Annotated in this window: 20 protein-coding genes and 1 pseudogene; 14 read left to right on the top strand and 7 right to left on the bottom strand. The window is 55.9% G+C overall.

Annotated features, from left to right (window positions below; translation table 11 throughout):
• Window positions 1-71: 71 nt before the first annotated feature.
• A complete protein-coding gene (locus LAO20_21505) occupies window positions 72-272 on the top strand; it encodes a cold-shock protein (protein MBZ5534015.1) in 201 nt (66 codons plus the stop codon).
• 138 nt (window positions 273-410) lie between these two features.
• Window positions 411-1,535: an AmmeMemoRadiSam system radical SAM enzyme gene (amrS, locus tag LAO20_21500; GenBank protein MBZ5534014.1), complete on the top strand. Its 1,125-nt coding sequence runs from the start codon at window positions 411-413 to the stop codon at window positions 1,533-1,535.
• Between the two features lie 408 nt (window positions 1,536-1,943).
• Here the strand turns inward: amrS and LAO20_21495 are convergent, their stop codons facing one another.
• Together LAO20_21495 and LAO20_21490 are read right to left on the bottom strand one after the other, a co-directional pair.
• Complete coding sequence (locus LAO20_21495; GenBank protein ID MBZ5534013.1) at window positions 1,944-2,399, bottom strand: CBS domain-containing protein; 456 nt, start codon at window positions 2,397-2,399, stop codon at window positions 1,944-1,946.
• 101 nt (window positions 2,400-2,500) lie between these two features.
• Window positions 2,501-4,310: pseudogene (locus tag LAO20_21490) on the bottom strand (adenosylcobalamin-dependent ribonucleoside-diphosphate reductase).
• A 573-nt stretch (window positions 4,311-4,883) separates the two neighbouring features.
• On the opposite strand from LAO20_21490, the gene prs reads away from it, so the two are divergent.
• The 3 genes from prs (at window position 4,884) to LAO20_21475 (ending at window position 8,141) form a co-directional block, all read left to right on the top strand.
• Window positions 4,884-5,858: a ribose-phosphate diphosphokinase gene (gene prs, locus LAO20_21485; GenBank protein MBZ5534012.1), complete on the top strand. Its 975-nt coding sequence runs from the start codon at window positions 4,884-4,886 to the stop codon at window positions 5,856-5,858.
• A gap of 46 nt (window positions 5,859-5,904) precedes the next feature.
• Window positions 5,905-6,954, top strand: coding sequence for a CapA family protein (locus LAO20_21480; protein ID MBZ5534011.1), 1,050 nt, complete (start codon window positions 5,905-5,907; stop codon window positions 6,952-6,954).
• A 77-nt stretch (window positions 6,955-7,031) separates the two neighbouring features.
• Window positions 7,032-8,141, top strand: a complete 1,110-nt coding sequence (locus tag LAO20_21475; protein ID MBZ5534010.1) for a hypothetical protein — start codon at window positions 7,032-7,034, stop codon at window positions 8,139-8,141.
• Window positions 8,142-8,149: 8 nt separating this feature from the next.
• Here LAO20_21475 and LAO20_21470 read toward each other — a convergent pair whose 3' ends face one another.
• The gene (locus LAO20_21470; protein ID MBZ5534009.1) at window positions 8,150-9,580 is read right to left on the bottom strand and encodes an RtcB family protein; all 1,431 of its coding nucleotides are present in this window, start codon (window positions 9,578-9,580) and stop codon (window positions 8,150-8,152) included.
• A 9-nt stretch (window positions 9,581-9,589) separates the two neighbouring features.
• Window positions 9,590-10,027 carry an archease gene (locus LAO20_21465; GenBank protein ID MBZ5534008.1) on the bottom strand — a complete coding sequence of 146 codons (438 nt, stop codon included), beginning with the start codon at window positions 10,025-10,027 and terminating at the stop codon, window positions 9,590-9,592.
• 553 nt (window positions 10,028-10,580) lie between these two features.
• Here LAO20_21465 and LAO20_21460 point away from each other — a divergent pair.
• From LAO20_21460 to LAO20_21420, 9 genes are all read left to right on the top strand, one after another.
• Window positions 10,581-11,738, top strand: a complete 1,158-nt coding sequence (locus LAO20_21460; protein ID MBZ5534007.1) for a tyrosine-type recombinase/integrase — start codon at window positions 10,581-10,583, stop codon at window positions 11,736-11,738.
• A 249-nt stretch (window positions 11,739-11,987) separates the two neighbouring features.
• Entirely contained in the window at window positions 11,988-12,206 is a 219-nt protein-coding gene (locus LAO20_21455) for a helix-turn-helix domain-containing protein (protein ID MBZ5534006.1), read from the top strand.
• 47 nt (window positions 12,207-12,253) lie between these two features.
• A complete protein-coding gene (locus LAO20_21450; GenBank protein ID MBZ5534005.1) occupies window positions 12,254-12,529 on the top strand; it encodes a hypothetical protein in 276 nt (91 codons plus the stop codon).
• A 53-nt stretch (window positions 12,530-12,582) separates the two neighbouring features.
• Window positions 12,583-13,275, top strand: coding sequence for a hypothetical protein (locus tag LAO20_21445; GenBank protein MBZ5534004.1), 693 nt, complete (start codon window positions 12,583-12,585; stop codon window positions 13,273-13,275).
• On the top strand, window positions 13,276-13,476 hold the full coding sequence (locus tag LAO20_21440; GenBank protein MBZ5534003.1) for a helix-turn-helix domain-containing protein: 201 nt from the start codon (window positions 13,276-13,278) through the stop codon (window positions 13,474-13,476).
• A 37-nt stretch (window positions 13,477-13,513) separates the two neighbouring features.
• Window positions 13,514-14,044 (top strand): hypothetical protein, encoded by a 531-nt coding sequence (locus tag LAO20_21435; protein MBZ5534002.1) that lies wholly within the window; start codon window positions 13,514-13,516, stop codon window positions 14,042-14,044.
• A gap of 350 nt (window positions 14,045-14,394) precedes the next feature.
• On the top strand, window positions 14,395-14,820 hold the full coding sequence (locus tag LAO20_21430) for a hypothetical protein (protein ID MBZ5534001.1): 426 nt from the start codon (window positions 14,395-14,397) through the stop codon (window positions 14,818-14,820).
• A gap of 32 nt (window positions 14,821-14,852) precedes the next feature.
• Entirely contained in the window at window positions 14,853-15,122 is a 270-nt protein-coding gene (locus tag LAO20_21425; GenBank protein MBZ5534000.1) for a hypothetical protein, read from the top strand.
• 814 nt (window positions 15,123-15,936) lie between these two features.
• Window positions 15,937-16,110, top strand: a complete 174-nt coding sequence (locus LAO20_21420; protein MBZ5533999.1) for a hypothetical protein — start codon at window positions 15,937-15,939, stop codon at window positions 16,108-16,110.
• Between the two features lie 61 nt (window positions 16,111-16,171).
• Here LAO20_21420 and LAO20_21415 read toward each other — a convergent pair whose 3' ends face one another.
• From LAO20_21415 to LAO20_21405, 3 genes are read right to left on the bottom strand one after another with little or no spacing between them, the layout of a single operon-like run.
• A complete protein-coding gene (locus LAO20_21415) occupies window positions 16,172-16,951 on the bottom strand; it encodes a hypothetical protein (GenBank protein MBZ5533998.1) in 780 nt (259 codons plus the stop codon).
• Window positions 16,952-16,974: 23 nt separating this feature from the next.
• Window positions 16,975-17,370, bottom strand: coding sequence for a hypothetical protein (locus LAO20_21410; GenBank protein ID MBZ5533997.1), 396 nt, complete (start codon window positions 17,368-17,370; stop codon window positions 16,975-16,977).
• Window positions 17,367-21,599 carry a hypothetical protein gene (locus LAO20_21405; GenBank protein MBZ5533996.1) on the bottom strand — a complete coding sequence of 1,411 codons (4,233 nt, stop codon included), beginning with the start codon at window positions 21,597-21,599 and terminating at the stop codon, window positions 17,367-17,369. Before LAO20_21405 ends, LAO20_21410 begins: the two co-directional genes overlap by 4 nt.
• Window positions 21,600-21,612: the final 13 nt, after the last annotated feature.

The raw sequence follows: 21,612 nt of genomic DNA, 5'->3' as shown, positions 1-21,612 counted from the left end.
TCAAGCGTCACCGATCTCCCAGTAGCAGTCGATCTTCTCAGCAGGAAATTCAAAGAATAAGGTACAAAGCAATGGAACAGGGAATCGTGAAATGGTTCAATGAGGCCAAAGGGTACGGTTTCATCAGCCGCCAGAGCGGCGCGGATGTTTTCGTGCACTTTTCTGCAATCGAAGCCAACGGGTTTCGGAATCTGCAGGAAGGCCAAACCGTAGAATTTGTCGTGACCAAAGGCCCTAAGGGCCTGCAGGCAGACAAAGTCCGGGTCGTCTAAAACCCACCTGCCCGGCGAGACAATCCGCCGGGCAGGATTGATCTTGGAGTACTTCTACGCAAACGAAGCCCGCTGCATCGGGTGTTAAGGTGGCCGCCACGGCCAGTTTTATCTTTTTTATCTTTTTATGCTTTATCTATGGCAGATCTAAAACAAATCCTTGAAAAGAACGTGCGGGAAGCCGCGCCAGAGTTGTCTCAAAAGTTGGACGGCAACCGTGTGCGTTGCTACTCCTGCGGGCACTGTTGTCCCATTTCTGACGGCCAGGCCGGGGTGTGCAAGGTGCGCTTCAATCGCGGCGGGATTCTGTATGCTCCATGGGGCTACATCGGCGGAGTACAGTGCGATCCCATTGAAAAGAAGCCGTTCTTCCACGCTTACAGCGGAGCACTCGCCTATAGCTTCGGAATGCTGGGATGCGACCTTCACTGCAGCTACTGCCAAAACTGGGTGAGTTCCCAGGCGCTCCGTGATTCGCGTGCTGTTGTCCCGCCTCTGCGCCTCACGCCCGAAAAGATTGTGGAGGAAGCGCTGAATCAAGGGGCCCGAGTCCTGGTCAGCACTTACAACGAGCCGTTAATCACTTCAGAATGGGCCGTGGCCATCTTCAAGGAAGCCAAAGCGGCGGGACTGGCGACCGGCTTTGTGTCTAACGGGAACGGGACTCCGCAAGTTCTCGAGTTTCTGCGTCCCTGGGTTGATCTCTACAAAGTGGATCTCAAGAGTTTTGATGAGCAGCGCTACCATCAACTCGGCGGACGTCTGCAGCCGATTCTGGACAGCATCCGTCGTTTGCATGAAACGAACGTCTGGGTCGAGATTGTCACTCTGGTGATCCCAGGTTTCAACAATTCTGATGAAGAGCTGACCCAGATGGCCGACTTTCTGGTGAGAGTTTCACCAGATATCCCCTGGCACGTTACCGCGTTTCACGGGGACTATAAGATGACTGATCCGAATGACACTGCTCCGGCAATCTTGGTCCGCGCTGCGGAAATCGGTAAGAAGGCTGGCCTGCGCTACGTCTACGCCGGCAATCTCCCCGGGGAAGTCGGAGACCTTGAAAATACTTGGTGCCACGCTTGCAATGAACTGCTGGTTGGTCGTTCTGGATTTCGCATCACTGACTACCGGTTGACCGCTGACGGCCGCTGCGCCAAGTGCGGCTTGTCAACCCCCGGCCGGTGGGATCCCGTTGTTCGGCCGCAGATCACTCACCGACCGTACGTGCCTTCTCATGGGGCTTTGCCCAGGCTGTCGTAAATGCGCCCATTCTGGGACGCGCGCCATCAAACGCAACATGTCAGGGTTGCTTACCCATTCTCTGTTGTCGTATGTTGCGCCAGCGCCAACCTTTTGTTCGCAAGGTCAATCAAGCGCGCTTCCACTTTACCGTTTACGACAAGGATGCGCTGTCTCCCTCCACTGCGCCGTAAGAGTGCTCGAAAACAAGACTTGCTGACAGCGAAAGTGGATGGTCAGGAGCGTACCGTGCCCCAAGCAAGCCGGAGAGAATGAGTACCCCCTTGGAGTGGATGGGCTGAGCTCCACTTCGCGTTCGATGTCGATGACCTCACCTTTACCTAAGCGAACACGTGCTGCATATTCGTGGTGCCCGGGCTGGAGAAGAGAGACATGCCCCATAGGACTGTCTCTCTTCGGGTTCGGTGTTCACGCCACCGCTATTGGCGTGGCCCGTTTGATGTGTGGTTTGGAGATTTCCGCGATGAGTGCCTGGACGTCCTCAGGCTTGTCCACCCGCGCAATATCGGCCTGCACCACGATCCCTACGCAGGAGGTCTGTTTGTCCACCACGGGAATGCGCCGGATTCTGTGTTCCTTCATTTTTTGCTCACAAGCTGCCAACGTGTCTTCCGGCACGCACGTTATCACTTCCTTCGTAAAGTAGCCTGCGATGGGTGTTGTGCGGGGATCTTTGCCATCTGCCATTGCCGAGACACACAGGTCCCGGTCAGTAATGATGCCAACAAGTGTTTTGGAGACCATGTCAGATACCACAGGGATGGCTCCAACATCATGCTGTCTCATCATCTGCGCGACTTTCTGCGCCATATCGGACGGGCTGCAACAGATTGGCTGCCTCGTCATAATGCTCTCAATGTTCATATTGCACCTCGAATAGTTCGGTATGGTTCGGGATTGTTCCGGTTGATGAATAGGCCTTAAGCGCTACTTGGGCTTTCGTAGCCATCGGTGCCGTTTAGTAATCACAGTTTGCAGGCTCCTGGGTCGCAATGGGCAAAATACTCGCGTTCGTATGGTTTTTCTCCTGCCCCGATTTGGAGAACCTGGTTTGATTTGGAGCCGTATCGAAAAACTGTGACTCCCTTACAGTTGAGTTGATGTGCCAGCCGGAATACGCGGGCGACCTCTTCAACGGAACTGTCAGCAGGAAGATTCACGGTCTTGGAAACGGCGTTGTCGACGTGCCGTTGAAACGCTGCCTGCAAACGAACATGTTGCTCTGGGGGGATCTCCAACGCAGTGAGGAACAGGCGCCGCAGGTGCGGCGGCACGGCGGTCATATCCGACAGGTCGCCGGCGCGAATGACAGACTCGGTGATGGCAGCGGCGTCTTCAGCATAGTGTTCAAGATGCCGTATGAGGAGAGGATTGAGCTCAACCAGCGTCTCCTTCTCCAGAACTCCCACGCGCCGGTAAGCGAGGGCGAAGAGTGGTTCGATCCCGGAACTTGTGCCTGCGATCAGGCTGATGGTGCCGGTAGGCGCAATCGACGTCTGTGTGGCGTTGCGCAGCCGCAGCCCGCGCCTTACGAAGGTGCTGCTGCTCCATCTCGGGAAGGTGCCACGATCGTCCGCCAGCAACGCTGAAGCCCGCTGCGCCTCGCTGGCAAATGAATTCCATGATTTGACCGGCGAGAGTGAGTGCTGCGTCACCCGCGTATGGAATGTTCATGAGAATGCAGGCTTCGGCGAAACCCATGACGCCCAGGCCGATCTTTCGCCTGGCCAGCGTGGCTTCTTCGATCTCCCGCAGCGGATAGCGATTGATGGTGATTACGTCGTCAAGGAAGCGGACGGCATGGTGGACGGTTTCGCGCAGGCGCTCCCAGTCGAGCGAGGGTTCATGGCCATCTGTTCCCACGAAGTGTGTGAGATTGATGGATCCGAGATTGCAACATTCGTACGGTAGGAGCGGCACCTCTCCGCAAGGGTTCGTACTTTCGATGACGCCATCGGCCGGGGTTGGACTTTCTCGGTTGACCTTATCAATAAAGAGCAGTCCTGGGTCGCCGGTTTCCCAGGCCGCATTACACATTCTGTCGAACAACGCCCGCGCAGAAACATTCTTCACAACGCGGCCGTCGGCAGCACGCAGCGGCTGATCGCCGCCGGTCTGAACCGCGGACATAAACTCATCCGAGGCGGCAACAGACATATTGAAATTCTGGAGAGAGCGTCCGTCACGCTTGCACTCGATGAACTCTTCAATATCGGGATGATCTACACGGAGCACCGCCATGTTCGCGCCGCGGCGCCTACCCCCAAGCTTGATGTTTTCCGTGGCCGAATCGAAGATCCTCATAAATGAGACCGGCCCCGATGAGGTCCCGCCGCTGGAACGGAGCCGTTCGCCGGCGGCGCGAAGGCGCGAAAAGGCAAATCCTGTGCCGCCTCCGGAACGCTGGATCATGGCCATATTGCTAAGGGCCTGGAAAATGGATTCGAGTGTGTCTTCAATAGGGAGGACGAAGCAGGCGGAGAGCTGACCTAGAGCGGTCCCGGCATTCATCAGAGTTGGCGAATTCGGCAGAAAATCAAGCGTGCTCATCAGCTCAAAGAAGCGCTCTTCCCAAACGTGAGACTGTTTCGCCGGCCCGTAAGCCAGTTCCGCCTGCGCGACCGCCAGGGCCACACGCTCAAACATCTGCCGGGGTGTCTCTACCACGTTGCCGCTGGCATCGCGACGCAGATAACGCGCCCTGAGCACGCTAATGCTGTTCTCACTGAGCTTTGCCGGCGGCTTCTCTTTTTGAACTTGTGTTGAAGTGAACATGCCATTCCTTAGCCTGCTGGCAGGCAAGAATGCGAATGTGGTCCTGCTCTTCCGGTCCCGGGAGCTAATACCTCCACTACTCCTGGGACCACCCTGCAGTCTGTGACCGTGGACACATGGTGGCGGAGTTTTGCAGAATGCAGCGGCTGGGAGCTTCGCGCCGAGCGGGTTTTCTGCTGCCGACAATACCCGAAGAAAAACCGCGATTTAGAATCACACTGATCGGTGACGGCGATCACATTAAGGGCGACCCCGAATTCTTATGATTGTGGCTGTCGACGGCTGAAAAGGGCCAGCTTCCAACAAAGTAGCTGGTCCAAAGTAGGCTGAGTGACCAGCCAGACGAGGCAACTCCGACGGCAACCAAACCCGAAAAAAATCAACGACTTTTGCAAGAAAGTTGTTGAGGTTTGGGACTGCGAAAACAGTGATCACATCAAGGGCTGCGACGGTGCGTGTATCCATGCCATTGACTTCCTTGTAGGAGCTGATGGCTAGAGCATAACCAAGGCCGCAGCCTCTTTTCCGTCAGGCTGGATTCCCGGCCCGCATCCTGATCAAGCTGGAGTTTGCTTGAATAAGAACTCGCTTGTCAGCCAACCGCTGAGCACGTCACAAATGATTATCTTTCCTTTCGCCGGTTACGAGTACTTCCTGAGAAGGTTGGAGAGCCCGCCGATGGCGGAAAGAGGGATCTTTGAAATTGGCCGGTTCGAAAATGGGGAACTGTTCGCAAATGTACTTACTCCGGTTCGCACGGCAGATTGCTTGATCGTTGGTTCCATTGCGCCTCCCGATGAACAACTTCTGTCCCTGACGCTGCTTTCCCACACCCTAAAGAAGGAGGGTGCCCACAAAGTTACAGCTGTTCTCCCTTATCTTGGGTACAGTCGCCAGGACAAGGGTAAGTCCGGCAAGAGCCTTGCGACGGCGTGGCTTGGTTCCATCCTGCAAGCGTCTGGGATCGACGAGGTTGTAACCGTGGATATCCACAGCGAACGCAGCAAGCAACTGTTCTCCATCCCATTGACCTCGCTTTTTCTGGACCAACTCTTCGCTCATGCCATCGTGCGGCATGCACTGACCGATGCCACACTGATCGCACCCGACAACGGGGCCATTTGGCGATGTCAGGCCGTGAACAAGGCCGCTGGCAGACCTGATGTGGGCATTGCATATTTCGAAAAACAGCGAGATGAAAAAGGAATAACTCACGCGGGACCGTTCGGCGAGGTGGGCCCGCGTGTTTTGATCGTGGACGATATGCTCGATACCGGCGGCACCCTGGTTTCTGCATGCGAAAGACTGGTTCAGTCTGGCACACGGGAAATCTACGTCATGGTTACGCATGGGCTATTTACAGGCGAGGACTGGAAGGGGTTATGGTCACTCGGCGTACAGCGGATCTTCTGTACCGATACGATTCCGCCAAGAAGCGATATCGGTGATGAATCCCGTATCACTATTTTGTCTATTGTGTCGCTGCTCAATGACCATCTCGCCTCGACTTCGCGCGATGTAACACTTCGGCCGGCCATTGGGGCCTGAGCCAGCGGTCTTATGAACTTTCAGACGCGGCGATTCTCTCTAAAGTATGGGCAGTGGAATCCCAACAACGATCCCTAGGCCGCCAGTTCGGCTGGCGATCGTCGGAGATTGCATGCTGGGCCGCGGAGTCGATCAGATGCTGCACCGGCAGTCACCGGAATATCCCTGGGGAGATACGATCTCGCTGTTTCATAGCGCTGATGCGCGAATCTGCAATCTGGAATGTGTCCTGTCTGACCGGGGTGCGCCGTGGTCAGAATATCCTAAGGAATTCCATTTCCGATCAGCAGCGAAGAATGTGGCAGTATTGTCCGCAGCCGGAATCAACGCCGTTTCCATTGCCAATAATCATGCCCTGGATTATGGCTACCAGGCGCTCCTGGACATGATCCAGGTACTCGACGGCGCACAGATTGCCCACAGTGGGGCAGGGGCAAACCTGGCTGGGGCTTCTCAAATCGCAACATTTGAAGCACGAGGCCGGAGGATTGGGCTTGTCGCCTTTACGGACAATGAACCGCCATGGGAGGCAACACCGAATCGGCCCGGAACCTTCTACGTTCCGGCGGACCTGCAGGACCAGCGTGCGCGCAACCTGCTCGAACTCATCCGTAGCCGAACGCAAGTGGACACACTGATTGCCTCCGCCCATTGGGGCGGAAACTGGGGATACCCGGCATCACCGGAGCACGTTCAATTGGCTCATGCGCTCATCGACGCAGGAGCGAGCATTGTCTTTGGCCACTCCAGCCACGTATTCCGTGGGATTGAGTTCTACAAGAAAGGTGTGATTCTGTACGGTGTGGGAGACTTTATTGATGACTATGCGGTAGATCCCATCGAACGTAATGACCAATCTTTCATTTTCCTCGTCGAGGTCGGTGCAGAAGGTCCGGAGCGGGTTCGTCTCTATCCAACCACCATCAGCTATTGCCAGGCACACCGAGCGACCCAGGCTGAGGCCCCGGGTATTGCTGCAAAAATGAAGAAGCTCTGTGCCGATCTTGGCACACCAGCGCGCTGGGACGCAGAAGAACAACACCTTGAAATCACCGTCACTTCTGCTGAGATGAATCCCACCTACGGACGACGATGAACGTCAGCCGGCTCATTTCGCCTTCTAAACCCATCGCGCGAGCATTCACCGTGAGAAGTATCTTTGCTGGAACAACCTTGTCTGTTCTGTTCATCTGTGCAGTGCTTGCGGCTTGCGCTGGCGGCCAGGAGCAGCCGCGCGAACCACAACAGTTCTTGACCCAACACCTCGGCTTCTCACACGATCAGATTCTTCAAGTCGAGCACGGCGCTGTTGTCGCCAAAATTCTCAAGCGAAAACAACATGAAGTAGCCGCAGTTGCCGTGGTTCGTCTCAATGTGCCGCAGGAATTCTTTGTCGCCAGATTCCGCGATATCGAGCGGCACAAGAAGGGTGAGGCCGTGCTGCAGGTCAGGAAACTTGGCGATCCTGCCCAACCTGAGGATTTCGTTCAGTTGACGCTGCTTCCTCAAGAAGTACGAGACCTGGGAACTTGCCGGCCTGGACGGTGCCAGCTCAAGCTATCCAGACGCCAGATCGAGATATTGCATCAACAGTTGGACTTTTCTGCTCCGGTTGTTGAGGAGCAAGCAAACACAGTTATGCGTAGTCTACTGGCTGACTACGTGCAAGAGTACGCGGCAGGCGGGAACAAAGCCATGATCGTTTATGACGACAAGGACCAGGCCGTCGAAAGCGCAACCCAATTTGCCGAACTCCTTGACCGATCGTCATATCTTCTGGAATATGCTCCTGAATTCCAGACATACTTGCGCGTCTTTCCGGACGCGACCTTGCAAGACGTGGAGAGGTTCCAGTACTGGTCACGAGAGAATTACGGGCACGATCTTAAGCAGGTAGTTGCGATCACAGACGTGATCATGTATCTGCGCGCAGGCGGGGAAAATCCTCCTGTCGTGATTGCCTCAAAACAGATATATGCCAGCCATTACTTCGAAGCGTCTCTGGGGCTGACCATGCTTTTTGAGCGAAGCGAGACCGATCCTTCACCCAGCTTTTACCTCGTATACGTGAATCGCTCACGGATTGATCTACTCAGGAAATGGTACAGCGCACTTGCCCGGGGCAGGCTCTCCGAAAGCGTGCGAAGCTCAATGCGTAAGAACCTGTCAGAACTGAGGAGCACAGTAGAAGCGGAATACAAGGCCGCCCAGGCAGCCAGCCCGTCAGGCCGCAACTTTGAGCAAAGCTCCTCGGTGTTGGGTGCTTTCCGCGAGAAGCTGTAGACGAGACCTTATCCTTTGACCACGATCAAGGGCAAAAGCCTGGCTACTTTACGTGCAAGCCCGGCCTCGTCGGTTGCATCGACCACAGCACCTACATCTTTGTATGCTCCCGGCGCTTCTTCCGCTACACCTCGCATTGAGGGACTCTTTACGATGATGCCCTTTTCTGCGAGTTCGTCAACCAGTTGTCGTCCGCTCCATTGCTTGGTTGCCGCATGCCGGCTCATCGAGCGGCCGGCGCCGTGACAGGCGGAACTGAACGCCCTCTGCTCACTCTCGGGTGTGCCTGCCAATATGTAGGAAGCAGTTCCCATCGTGCCTCCTATCAACACTGGTTGGCCTGCGGCGCGGTAGGCCGCGGGCACCTCTGGCATCTGTGATCCAAAGGCCCGTGTGGCGCCTTTCCGGTGAACGAAAAGTTCTGTTTCATGTCCGTCGACACAGTGAGATTCGAGCTTGCATGTGTTGTGGGAGACATCGTAGAGCAGTTCCAGTTCGGCGTCCGGGAAAATCTCCTCAAAGACCTGGCGCGTCAGGTGCGTGAGGACCTGGCGATTCGTCACAGCGCAGTTGATCGCCGCCCGCATTGCCCCAAGATAACGTAAGCCCAGAGGCGAGCGAATCGGGGCACAGGCCAGCTCCCGGTCGGGAAGCTCAATATGGTGAGAAGGAGCAGCCTCGGCCATTTCGCGCAAGAACTCAGTGCCGATCTGGTGACCCAGGCCGCGCGAGCCGCAGTGAATGCTCACAACAACATCATCCTTGCGAATTCCAAATGCAGCCGCGGCCTGCTCGTTGAAGATCTCAGCAACGTGCTGCACTTCCAGGTAGTGATTGCCAGATCCGAGAGTGCCGACTTCATCGCGCATGCGTTTTCGCGCCTGCTGTGACACGTGTTCCGGTTCAGCGCCGGCCATGCGGCCGCGCTCTTCAATGCGATCGAGGTCGCGAAGATGTCCGTAGCCCCGGTGGACTGCCCATTGCGCGCCGCCGCGCAGCATTGCTGTCATGTCATCTTCGTCAAGATGAAGCCGCCCCGTGCTGCCTACGCCCGCAGGTATGGCGCGGGAAAGAGAGTGAGCGAGTTGTTGCTTGCAGAGGGAAAGGTCTTCCACTTTGAGGCCTGTGGTCAGCGTCCGGACTCCGCAGGAAACGTCAAATCCAACGCCTCCGGCGGAGATAATTCCTCCCGTTGCAGGATCGAAAGCCGCCACACCTCCGATGGGGAACCCATATCCCCAGTGTGCGTCCGGCATGGCAAAAGATGCTTTGACAATGCCCGGCAGCGTTGCGACATTGGAAACCTGTTCGAATACCTTGTCGTCCATGTCGCGGACGAGTTTCTCGGTCGCGAAGATTACGCCGGGAACCCGCATTTTTGCCGTTGCAGGAATCCACCACTCAGTGTCCGATTTGCGGGTGAGACGATCCAAATCCATTTTCCTACCTCACACATCCACGACGCACTGAGCGGTCCAGATTCCGTCGGAGGTTTTCGTAACTTTGAGTTCCGTCAGCGTTGCCCCTTTGACTTCAACTGCTGGGTGGTGACGGGCAGGATCGGCAGTTTCACCCCACGCTCGTCCATGCAAATGGCCATCCGAAATGCTTACCGCAAACTTGCTGAAGATCAAACGACGTGCCGACATCTCGCCAATCAGAGCGTTGAGCCAGTCCACAAGCAAGAACTCATCCTCGTTGGCCGCGCAGTCCACCTCGACCAGGATTTTCGGCTGCACTAGCGCGAGGTCCGTGATAGTAGCGCACATTGCAAGCGCGGCTTCTTCGAAAGCAGCTTCGCGGGAAGGGCCAATGCCGCGCACCCCCATGTCCGCCATGTGCTCAAAATGTTCCCAGCGGCGCCCGTAGGGCACGGAGGCGTTCATCACATCCGCCATTTCTGGGGAGCCTCCTTCTTCTTTCCAGCGTCAGGTGCTCTACGAACCACTAAGCCGGCGCCATTGGCCAAGATTGCTGACCGCAGGCCCGAACCACAGTGACGGCGATCACACAGCCTTGCGCGCAAGCCAATCTGTCGGTCCCAAATTGGTCCCAATAATCGCAAGAAAAAGGAGTGGTGAAACTGTGTAAGTCGAATGCAGTCAGCAGATTAACATTGGCTGACTTCAGCCCTGAAAAGGCTGGCGTTGGCGGTTCGATTCCGTCTCTGGTCACCATGTTGATCAGTTATTCCTTGGTGTCTATGGTGTCTATAAGAGACCGAATTCTGTTCCAATCAGGTTCCGATGGTTAAGATTTCGATCAAAGGTGAAATGTATCGGCCCTTGATTTATCAGGGTGATAGCGCTATCTTGCTGAAGAAAAGAGCTGTATAAAAATCGCCAGGCGAGAATCCCACTCTCTCCGCCAGAACCTTTATTTTCAATCGTTTACCATGCCATGATACCATACGTGATACGAGAATCACGGAGGTAGGCAGTGGCCAACAAAGAAGTCAATCTGACTAAGCGCGTGCAAACCACCAACGGTTCGCGCTTCTGCCGCGTTGTTTTATCCAAGAATGGCCGCGTGCTGCCAGACATGGTTTATGTGGACGGTAAGCCGGAAAAGCACCCCGAAGGCCGGTATTATCTGGAATGGCATGACGGCAGAAAGCGGATTCGGCGATCCGCTGGTAGTGACGCCAACGCCGCCAACACCGAGCGGATTCGGCGCGAGCAACTCCTCAACAACAAGGCGCTAGGCATCAAGGTGGCTGAATCGGAAGAGGGAAACAGTACACTTTTGTCCGCCGCCGCTGCCGCATATCTTGAAGACATCAAGCTGACCAAGAAGCCGAAAACGCTCGCGGCCTACAGCGGTTCCCTCGCTTATTTCCTAGAATCCTGCACCAAGCAGCGCGTTCAAGATATCGAGCGCCGCGACATGCTTCAATTCAGCGCCTTTCTCCGCGACGTGAAGAAATTGGAGCCGCGTACTGTATGGAACAAGTTCCTTAACGTGGTGACTTTTTTGAAGGCGCAAGGCATCCGAGGCTTGGTAGGCAAGAACGATTGGCCCCAGTTTGTGGAGGACGAACCGGAAGTTTACGAACGCGCCGATCTGGACAAGTTCTTTAAGGCGTGCGACGCCAAGGAGCGGCTGTGGTTCGAGTTCTTTCTGATGACCGGCATGCGGGAACAAGAGGTAATGTACTGCACTTGGCCGGATATCAATCTCACACGCGGCGTGGTTGCTGTCCGGTACAAGAAGGAATTTGGCTTCTCGCCAAAGGCATATAAGCCGCGCGAGATTCCGATACCAGCCAAGCTGTTGGCGTCATTGAAGCAACACAAGGCCAAGGCCAACACGGCGTGTTCGCTGCTGTTTCCGACCAAAGGATGCAAGCCAAAGATGAACTTTCTGGACGAGTGCAAGGCTATTGCTGGCCGCGCCGGTTTGAATCCCGCGGACTTTTGGCTACACAAGTTCCGCGCCACATTTGCAACGTGGAGCCTTTGGAATGGAGTTGATCTGCGCACAGTGCAGCTCTGGCTTGGACACAGCGGCAAATCCGGCATGGAGAGCACCCTACGGTATTTGAAGCCGTCAGAAAACGAAGCCGTGCGCGATAAAGTGAACTCAACTTTCGCGTGACGCCCAATTCCGAAGAAAAGTTTTGGGCTGTCCACTACGTTTTCCGTTGTAGTTCATCATCCACTGCGCTATACTATTTTTCAGCGTACTCCCAAGGCTGTACGCAAAAGGTTGAAGCCGCAGCGCCAATAAGCCGGTTTCGTTGTAACCTTCTTACCGCCGTGGCGGTTTATCCACAAGCACCTTACGGCATTCTGCCGATGGCTGGCTAGCCAATCCAAAAACAGGATTTCTGCAATGGCTAGCAGTGTGTCTGCTTTCAATCCAACGCTCGTTCAACGCCTAAACCAAATCGAAAAGCCTGTGGGTGCCAAGGCGCTTGCGGCGCTGCTTGGCGTTTCGCACATCACCATCTACAAACTGGCCGCCAAAGGCACCATCCCAAGTTTCCGCATTGCAACAGCGGTGCGCTTTGATACGCGGCAGGTGGCGCGCTGGCTGGCCGGTGAATCGGCGGCGCGCCAATGATAGCCGCGCAAACTAGCCGCGCAAGCACAGGCACCAGTGTGCCTGAAATGCGCCCCGAAACCGCTACCGATAGCAAGTGGCGCAGGTATCGCCTGAAAAAACAGCGGCAGGCATGGCGGGCTTCCGGCGAAGCGTTCCTGTACACGGAATGCATGTACTGCGCCGCACCCATCAAACCAAGTTTTGTTCGCGGCTTTTGCCCCGGAGGCCACTGCCGCCAAGAATACTTGCAGGCCGTGCCGATTCACCGTGTTGTGCCTATCACCGGCTTGGATCGCCGCGTATCGGCTCGCGTGGCGGAAATGAAAGGCGCAGGCGAATAATGCGCGGGGACACTACGGCTGAAACAACGCCATTCCCGTTCGTGGAAACGAGTGTGCCCGTGCGTCCCCGGCTTTTCGATCTATGGGTTGAAACTGGCAAGTCGTTTACAAAAGAACACGACAAGCTGCAATGGAAAATTGGCGACTGGCTTGTTGAAGGCCAAAGCGCCTATGGGGAAAAAATCGCCTATGCCAATGCCGAATCCATCACCGGCAAGAAACGACAGACCCTTTACCAGTTTGCTTCCGTCGCCAAGCGTGTGCCTGTTTGTATGCGGCATACAAACCTGAGCTGGGAGCACCACCAGATTGTGGCCCCGCTGGAGCCAAAAGATCAAAAGGCATGGCTCGAATTGGCAAGCGAGCGAGATCTAAAGGCAAAAGAATTGCGACGTGCGCTGAAAGGTGAGATGCCGCCGAGGAAAGGTGAGCCTCCCGCCGGTTGGAAAGGCAGCCTGCCACACGGTTGGAAGTTTTATATGCTGCCGCTACACATCGAGACTTACGAAAGTCTGCTGGCGCTGGCCAAGGCACGCCAAATCGAACCGGGAGAGTTCGGGGGCAAGACGATTCCCGCACCAATACGCGTGGTTCATGGAATCGTTTTGCAGTATCTCGAAGATCACAAGGAAGAAGTTGAAAGCGCGGAATTCAATGCTGCCTACGAGTCGTTGGGAATTGGCGCGACAAGTCGGCGCGCAAAGAAAGCATCCAGCGACAAACAAGATTCTAAGGTGGTGAACTGAATGAAACACACTGCACGCACGCCCACGCTTGCGCCGCGACTACTTTCCATCAAAGACGCGGCTGTGTACTTATCCTGCACGATTTGGGCAGTTCGGTCACTGGCGTGGGACCACAAAGTGCCGAGCTTGAAAATTGGAAACCGAATATTGTTCGACAAAAAAGATCTAGACGCATTCATTGAGCGCACGAAAATGGCGTAACTACGAATTGGGAAGTTACATGTCAGGAAAAAACGTTATGGCATACTCGCAAGAAAAAGAAGATTCACGCCGTTTTGCTAACAGCTACCGGCCCATCGTTCCTCTAGGCGGTAACAAGAGCTGTTCACTGAAGCGGCATTTCTATGGCGTCCTGCACGAGGTGGTTGGTTACCTAGACTTGCTGGCCTCCAAGCACCCGGATCTCCGATTCGCTTATCCAGGCGTCGGTGACATCTTGGACCACTGCCGTCGCTTCGATTCAAAAAACAAATACAGCAAAGCTGCTGTTGAAAAGGCTCTAGCGTACTTGCGCGCCCGCCACGTCATCAGCGCGCGGCTGGTTCGTTTCTGCGATGGCCAGTTGCGCGATGGATTCATCGTCGCGCCGCATGAACACTTAACAATTTGCACATCAGCAACTAGGTGTCGGTTTGTTGGAATGGCAGCGCCTTTTGATTGCTGGCATCAGCTTCCAACCGGCGAGGTATTTTGGGTTAATCCGAACGAACCAGACCGCCACCGGCAGCCGGAATTGAAGATAGAAAATGTTGATGCGGAAGACGAATAGCAAAAAAGGGTGACAACTGTACGGTTGCTGTACGGCCTGCTGTACGGACGAAAGTACGGATGCTGTACGGGGCACTGTACGGTCGAGAGTACGGATGGCTGCTCCGTACTGCTGTACGGATGCAGATCCTTGCAAGGTTCTGATAAGGGAAATGATGCAAGTTATCGGCCATGCGCTTGGCGGGCGATTTTCGGCTTCTAGCCTTGAGAGCCGTCAGAACCGCGTTAGACGACCGAGCCTAACTGAGCCGTGTTTAACCCGGCCCGAGCGGGCCGAAAACCATTTGACGATCTTTCTGACGCGCGCTATCGCGCGCCGGGCAACCATGGAATGGAAGAGGACAAATCATCATGGATGAACACACAACAGTAGAAGAACATTTTCGGGGATACTTCACTGGCGACTATGACGGCAGTTATCAGACGCCGCAAGCCGACCGCGCGCGTCACGATTTCGACAGGCTCACTGGTTTCCGCCTTATCTGGGCGCAGGTTCACGGTAACTTAAAGGATGCGGCCAAGCGCGCGCTGTTCAAGCCGTACCCGCACTGGCCGGAGCTTTACGAATGCTGCCGTGATGCAATCCGGGAGCACATTGCGTTGGAAACTGAACATTCAGGTGGTACCACTTGCGCCAGAATCATGCGTGATGCGATGACGATTCTTCGAGTGCGGCACGGATTGAACGTTCCACGCTGGTGGCTGCCTATCATGGATGAACTGCGCGGCAAGAACCATGAGACGGAAAAACTGAAATCGTTGGTTGGGCGGCGATAGGCGAACCGTTAACACGTCGGCGACAAATCATCATGCCAGCACAACCACAATCCGCATATCAACAAGCAGCGCGGCTGAAGTGGCCCACAGCGCATATCAGCGGCGACGGCCCTTATGCACTGGCTTGTCCGGTAACTGATTGCGTTCACCTGTATTCGTTCTGGATGGCTGCTATGAATGACCTGACACGCAACCATTCCAACTGGCAATGCCGCGACGACCACAAGCTGGTCGAGCTTAAGCCCGCCCCGCAGCCTGCGCCGATAACCTTGCGCAATCGGGCATTGATGGAACGCGATTGATCCGCAATACGCTTTCCGAATCCGGCAGCAACGCATAGTCCGGCAGAACGTGGTCGAGTAAACCCAGCGCAGCACACAGACACCGCCACCAAAGCCCGACAGCGCCACGCGACATACCTGTTACCAAGCCAACGCAGAGACTTCCACTTTCGGGTCACATCCTTAATACATATGGCGGCACTACACAGTGACGCTCTGCCTGGGCAGACAGTCAAGCTCGTTCTCTCGCTTACTTTTCCTAGGTTTAGCCCGGCTCCTGTTGGCTATTGCCGGGCAAAGCCGGGACGCCGGCGCGGCGTTTCTCCGCTGATACACCTGATAAAATTCCCTTCGCCCCAAAAGGAGGAACGTGGACACACAATCGATCATTGCCGAACTTGAAGCCGAAAGAGACCGTCTGAACAAAGCCATAGCAGTTCTTCGGAGAAGTCGCGGAACAATCGTCGCTCAAAGGAACGGCCGGAGGAGGCATCTGACTGCCGCTCAGCGAAAGCGGATCGGCGATGCCATGAGAAAGCGCTGGGCCGAACGGAAGAAAAAGGCAGCTTAGCTCGAAGGGATCGGGCTGGACTTCATTAAAAAGTTTGGCTGGAGCATGTCTGGTTGACGATGGGAGTGCGCACAATATGTTCGAGCCGTCTCACGCTGAGAATTGGAAAGCGCTCGCGTTCTTTCAGGAGGCGATACAGAAGCACTGTCTCTGACGGGATATACCTGCGCGGTTTCCGGGAACCGATCTGCTAACGAGGCCATTTTCTCTGGGGCCATCCGGGAGTTCTGGGTTTGCGGCTGAGGGCAATAGGCAGTTTTTTGGTTGGCCAAACGGACTTCGAGCATTACCGTAAAACTCAGCCCAGCGGACTACTCCATGCTGACCAAGGCGGCAGCGGTGATCTGGCCGGGAGCAATCATGACGAACAGCAGCATTGTGTTAAGTTTGGCGAAGATCGCGGCGGAGAACATCCTGGGGAAAAGGAAAAAGAAGTGACGCACAGCAGTAACCACCCGCCCAAACCGCAGGTATTGAGAGCGGCAGTCTGATCGTCCGGCTATTGCCTCGGTCTCGTTGCGGCTTCGTACTTCTCCAGCGCCTTCTTGTAGGAGGGATTGTCCGGCTTCAGCGTCAGTGCGCGGCGTTCGGCCTCCGCCGCTTTGTCGGGCTGCCCGGCCTCGAAGTAAGCCGTAGCGAGAGTATCCAGATACGAGGCGTTGTCCGCGTCGATCTCGACAGCCTTTTGTGCAAGCGAGACCGCTTCTTTTGGATCGCGGATTTTCGGATCGGTGGAGATAGCGAGCATGAACGCCAGATTGTTCATTGCAGCAGAGTCGCCTTGGGCTGCCGCTTTCCGATACCACTTGATGGCTTCAGTTGCGCTCTGAGGAACACCTGCGCCATGGGCGTACATCGAAGCGAGACCGAACTGGCCAGCAGCAAGACCTTGCTCGGCTGCTTTGCGCATCCATTTCGCTGCTTCGGTTTCATCTTTGGGCACGCCCTGGCCCTGCGTGTACAGCACCGCGAGATTTGATTGTCCGCGTGGATCGCCGTGCTCCGCTGATCGCCGCATCCACTTCAGCCCTTCCGCCGCATCGACGGCAACCCCGCGCCCGGTCAGATACATTTCGCTCAGTGAGTATTCGCCAGCAGCATTGCCTTTCTCTGCTGCCTTGCGGAACCATTTCACCGCCTCGGTCTCATCGGCGGTTACACCATCACCGGATGCGTACGCGGTCCCGAGTTCGACCTGTGCCTCCACGTCGCCAGATTCAGCGCGGTTCTTCAGGGCTGTGATTGACCCAGGCGTTGCGGATTGCAGCAGCATCGCCATCGCCAGAGCTATGGACAGAGAAGTCACCGAAGTCCGCCCAGCGTCTTGTAGACTTTGTACGCCGCAGCATCCGATAAAAGCATGATCAGCAGCAGCACTATATAGAGCAAGTACGGCGGCGGGGCTTGCAAGGGCTGTCGTTGCATTCCAGTGATGCTGTTGTAGAGAGCAAAGCCAGTAAGGATTACGCAGCCGAGTCCAACGAGAATCGCACCTGGCCGCAAAGATGTTCCCCGCAACAAGAGCACTGCTCCGATGATGAGCACGAAGGGACCAACCAACATGCCGCCCCAGTAGAGTGCAGTGTTGGCCCACGATTCAGGTGCATCAGCGACTCCGGCTATTGTCAAGAACATCCACACGATCAAGAGCGCCCACAAACAGCCGACCACCAGAAGGAAACCTGCTGCCATTTTCATTGCTGTTCGTCCTTCTTCTTCGGTGGCGGCGGAAGATCGGTTTTCTTATCAATGTTGCTAGTCCCTTGCAGGCCCCACATAAATCCTAGCGTGCTGCTCGGTTCGGTTTGGAGCGGAAGATTTTGAGTGGCACCTCCGTCAACGCTGAAGTTGGACTCGAATGAAGGCGAACCCGAGATACTGCCACTCACCTCCGCTTTCGTGGCGTCCTGGTTAACCGTCATGTTCACATTCGCCTGGATGCTACCCGAACCCGGCGGCGTGAATGGATTACGCAAGCTCTCTTGAATGTTCACAGTCACATTTCCACTCTTATCCTGAGTCGCTGTCACCTCCGGCATCTTCGGACCAGTCGAGGTTGCCTCATGGCTCGTGGGCATTCCAAGAAACGGCTGAGCGTTCTGGTGGGTTGTGCCAACTCGTATTTCAGGTTTGCCAATCAGCGGATTGCCGTGATTCTTAGCAGGGTCGGTCTCAACTTTGACTGTGACCGAGACACGTGAACTGGCGTGCATGTCGGCGCTGAAACTGCGGTTGTCACCTCGGAAGCCTCCAACATTTGGCTTTGAGATGAAGGCATTCAACTGCATGGTTACTTCCTCCATCCCGTTGGGATCAAAAAGAGTCAGAGGACTGTTGAGGACGTAGGAGTACTTATTGAGCTTCTGTGGATTTAGCAGATGACGCAACGCAATGCCCTTGGGATCGGGGGATGTCCACCGTCCCAGGCCGTTAGAGTAGTATCTCACGCCGAAATAATCCAGCCCACTCTCGAAGTCGCGTTCTTTGCCGGTAAATTTGTAGTGGTTGGAGTCGTTCGCGATGAACTGCAGCTCGCCGCCCCAGGGGTAGTAATCTGACTCCGCCTTAATCACTCCCGCCGAATCTGTAATCACCGACGCCGTCTTCAGATTGTCTGAGAAATAGTAGGACACTCCTGTGGGCGCAGCCAAGTCGCGTCGGGCCACACGCTTGCCGCCAAAGAATACGTACTCGCTATTCAGCGTTCCGGCCAAATCCGATTCAGCCACTATCCCCGGAGTCATGTTCCAGTATAGCGTGCCCGTGGTCCCGTTTGATTTCTTCACTCGATTGCCATCGCCGTCGTAAGTATAGGTATACCCGCCTGCACCGGTAATCCGGTTTTCCTGGTCGAATGTGTAATTCAGATTGGCGGTCGCGTCGTGGGTCATATTTCCAGCAGCATCGTAGACGTAGCCACCGGAAAGCCAGTTGTTGGACAGGGCAGTAACGCTGAGGTTCTCCGCGCTGCACTTAGTGACCGTTTTGTTGGTCAGGTTGCCCCAGGCGTCATATGCGTAGGAATTGCCCCAGTATTCGGTCTTTCCGCCGACTATCGTGGTCTCACAGTTGGTCCCCGCGTTCTGCGCTGAGGTCAATCGGTTTAGAGCATCGTAGGTAAAGCTCTGGTTACGGGCGTTGTCTTTGTAATTGGTAATTCCCCACACATTCCCGTTGTCAGTACCGCTCGTGCCGTTGCCCACGTGAAAGTCATAGCCGATGGAGAACACCGTCTGACTGGGCGACGCAGCCGACATGTTCACCGGCTGCAGCCGCTTGTTGTAGGTGAACGTGCTGGTCATTCCGGCAAATGTCCCGGTGTTGCCGTTAACCAGACTGGTCAGGGAACCGGTCGCGTCGTATGTTGCACCGGTCGCGTAATTGATACCGTTGGCTGAATCTACCGCAGACACAACGCGTCCAGCAGAGTCCGGCGCATATGTTACCGTCGCACCGCTGGGATATGTCAGCGACTTCAGAGAACCGTCAAGGTTGTACCCGTAACTGAGCGACTTGGAAATACCGCTGATCACGCGCGTTTCGCCCGTTATGCGGCCCAGCGGATCGTAACTGTATGTTGCCGTCCCCGCCTGGTCTATGAGAGAAGTCAGCTTGCCCTTGGCGTTTGCACCCACGTCACACGTGTAACTCACCACCGGCGACGCCATCGGACAGCTCAGCGCCCCGTACCCACGTCCGGTTACCCGATGTAGTTCGTCATAGCAGTAGCTGATGGTCTGCGTTGCCGCGCCTGCCTGGTTCGCAAGAGGCGAAGTCTTCTGCAACAGGTTGCCGTCCAGATCGTAGGAATACGTGATTGTCCCTGACTCCGGGTTGTGCGTTGTCAGCAAACGTCCGAGAGAATCGTACGTAAACCGGCGCACTCGCCACGGACTGGTTGTATCGGAAGACGGCGCTGCACTGCATCCCGTTCCCGCTACATTGCCGTGCTGTTCGACGCACAACAGATTTCCCAGAGCGTTATATTGATAGAGCGTGATGAATGACTGGTTGCCAATCTCGCTGGCACCGTACCCATTGGCCATGCTGCTGCTGGCGGGTGAAGGCGTAAATGACGGTCCAGAGAAATGCGTAGTGTCATAAGTTGATGCGGTTGAAAACAGGTAGTCGCCGCCCTGGCCGGTGCTCTTGGCGGTCAGCGTAATTACATTGCCGGAAGCAGCGGCGTTGGCGAACGAACCAGCGCTGATCGCGGTGGAGAGGCGGGTTGCGATGGTCGCTCCGGTATCGCTGCCGTTGTACGTGGTGCTGTAAGGAGTTCCGCTAACCGTGATGGACACAGTGCCAGTATCCGGGCTGCTGCTGGCATCTCGCCCACCGGAAAGCGCCGCTAGACCCGAGAAAGTAAAATCCTGGCCATTAAAATACGTGACCGGATAGTTAGTGGCCACTCCCGTCGTCCGGGCAGTGAAGTTGATCTTGGTGTTGTTGGCCGGATCAATCGCCGCGTCAACCGGAGAGGACGGATCGTTGTGAAAGCCCAGTTGCAGCACGAGAGCCAACGTCGCCCCAGTGCTCCCGCTCCCGTAGTTGACGTACAGCGTGGGATACGTCCCAACCTTGATGCCGATGGTTCCGCTGTCCGGTAGGTTGTGGCAAACCGGATGGGCAGGCGGTTCCGGGTCTGTGCAGACCTCGCTGGTGCCCTCGGCTCCGCTGATTATGACGGAACCTGTTCCAGAGGCAGCAGGTAATGGATTGGACTGCTCACTTCCGTTTATGGTTATGCTGGCCTGGGCGGAAGTTGTCGCCGCGCTTGGATTAGGCTCGTCGACTTCTACCAGCCGTCCCAAGCCGTCAGAGCACCCGCGCCGTTTATTTCCCGCCTCATCGGTTGAGGTCGTGCAGTTGCCCAGACTGTAATCCACCGCGCTGATGCTGCCATCCTGTTTGGTGACCTGCGTTGCCCGGTCCAGCCCATCGTACTGGTTTGTGGTGATGCCGTAAGTGGAATCACTTGTCGTGAAATACGGATTGCTTACGGTCGCCACATGGCCGCCGAGGTCAAACGTTGTATCAACCGTCGCCGTGCCGCCCGGCGTAACATGTTGGGTTTTGTAACCGCGACCGAGACCATCAAACATGCTGGTGGCCGAATCAGTGAGCGCGCCGGTGATGGACCGGGTGCGCGTGACCGACCAGGGCAGCGACGTGGTCGAGTAACTGAGGCTGGTGGTAGCTCGCAGGCTGCCGTTGGCCACGTCCACCGGCGCTTGCGCCGAAGTGATGCGGAACATCAGATCATAGCCGTAATTGCTGGTCTGGCCGTTCTGGTCAGTGAAGCTGGTCAACAGGCCAGTGTTGAAATCATAAGCCCCGCTGATGCAGTGGGTGACCGTGCCGGTTTGCGGCGAGCAAGTCTGGGTGACGTACGCGCCCACGTATGCCGAACCGTAGCTGAGCGTCGTGGTGTGCCCCAGGGGGTCAATGTTCTGATAAGGTTCGCCGGTGTCATACCAGTTGGCGTGGCCAGAGACGAAGGCGTTCGCGGTGTTGAGCCAGTGGCTGAGGGTGGTCAGGTTGCCGCGCACCGCCGCCGGAGGCGCGACGTGCTGCGTGCTGATGCCGCTGGCTGTAAGATACGCGGGTTCGTCGTAGAACGAGTCCGTTTCCGCGATGCACGACGCCGTCCCACCGACGGCGTTGATCGGGCAACCAGACCTGGTGTTGTTGGCTGCGACCGGGTCAATCACCACACTAGAAGCGGGTAAGTCCACGATGTGCGCCGTCAGATAAGAGCTGTTCTTCTGCCACTGATAGACCGTGTCCGTCTCGCGCAGTAAGGCACCTGGACCGGAGCCAGGGCCGCCCGGCCCCCAGTCGTAGAGCTTTTCCGTAACCACATTGCCGAAGATTACACCCGTAGAAGATTGCGGCGGGTCATAGCTCTTCGTGACCTGGGTCATCTTGTTGCTGGGA

This window comes from Terriglobia bacterium, from assembly GCA_020072815.1.
Taxonomy (GTDB): Bacteria; Acidobacteriota; Terriglobia; order Terriglobales; family Acidobacteriaceae; genus Angelobacter.
Note: the sequence above shows the minus strand (reverse complement) of the source record. Positions and strands in the feature narration are given on the sequence as shown.

Coding starts and splice junctions, on each gene's coding strand:
- LAO20_21425 (MBZ5534000.1), top strand. CDS start 14,853: ATGCCAGCACAACCACAATCCGCATATCAACAAGCAGCGCGGCTGAAG.
- LAO20_21440 (MBZ5534003.1), top strand. CDS start 13,276: ATGAAACACACTGCACGCACGCCCACGCTTGCGCCGCGACTACTTTCC.
- LAO20_21435 (MBZ5534002.1), top strand. CDS start 13,514: ATGGCATACTCGCAAGAAAAAGAAGATTCACGCCGTTTTGCTAACAGC.
- LAO20_21450 (MBZ5534005.1), top strand. CDS start 12,254: ATGCGCCCCGAAACCGCTACCGATAGCAAGTGGCGCAGGTATCGCCTG.
- LAO20_21505 (MBZ5534015.1), top strand. CDS start 72: ATGGAACAGGGAATCGTGAAATGGTTCAATGAGGCCAAAGGGTACGGT.
- LAO20_21470 (MBZ5534009.1), bottom strand. CDS start 9,580: ATGGATTTGGATCGTCTCACCCGCAAATCGGACACTGAGTGGTGGATT.
- LAO20_21405 (MBZ5533996.1), bottom strand. CDS start 21,599: ATGACCCAGGTCACGAAGAGCTATGACCCGCCGCAATCTTCTACGGGT.
- LAO20_21415 (MBZ5533998.1), bottom strand. CDS start 16,951: ATGGCGATGCTGCTGCAATCCGCAACGCCTGGGTCAATCACAGCCCTG.
- LAO20_21495 (MBZ5534013.1), bottom strand. CDS start 2,399: ATGAACATTGAGAGCATTATGACGAGGCAGCCAATCTGTTGCAGCCCG.
- amrS (MBZ5534014.1), top strand. CDS start 411: ATGGCAGATCTAAAACAAATCCTTGAAAAGAACGTGCGGGAAGCCGCG.
- LAO20_21480 (MBZ5534011.1), top strand. CDS start 5,905: ATGGGCAGTGGAATCCCAACAACGATCCCTAGGCCGCCAGTTCGGCTG.
- LAO20_21430 (MBZ5534001.1), top strand. CDS start 14,395: ATGGATGAACACACAACAGTAGAAGAACATTTTCGGGGATACTTCACT.
- LAO20_21410 (MBZ5533997.1), bottom strand. CDS start 17,370: ATGAAAATGGCAGCAGGTTTCCTTCTGGTGGTCGGCTGTTTGTGGGCG.
- LAO20_21465 (MBZ5534008.1), bottom strand. CDS start 10,027: ATGAACGCCTCCGTGCCCTACGGGCGCCGCTGGGAACATTTTGAGCAC.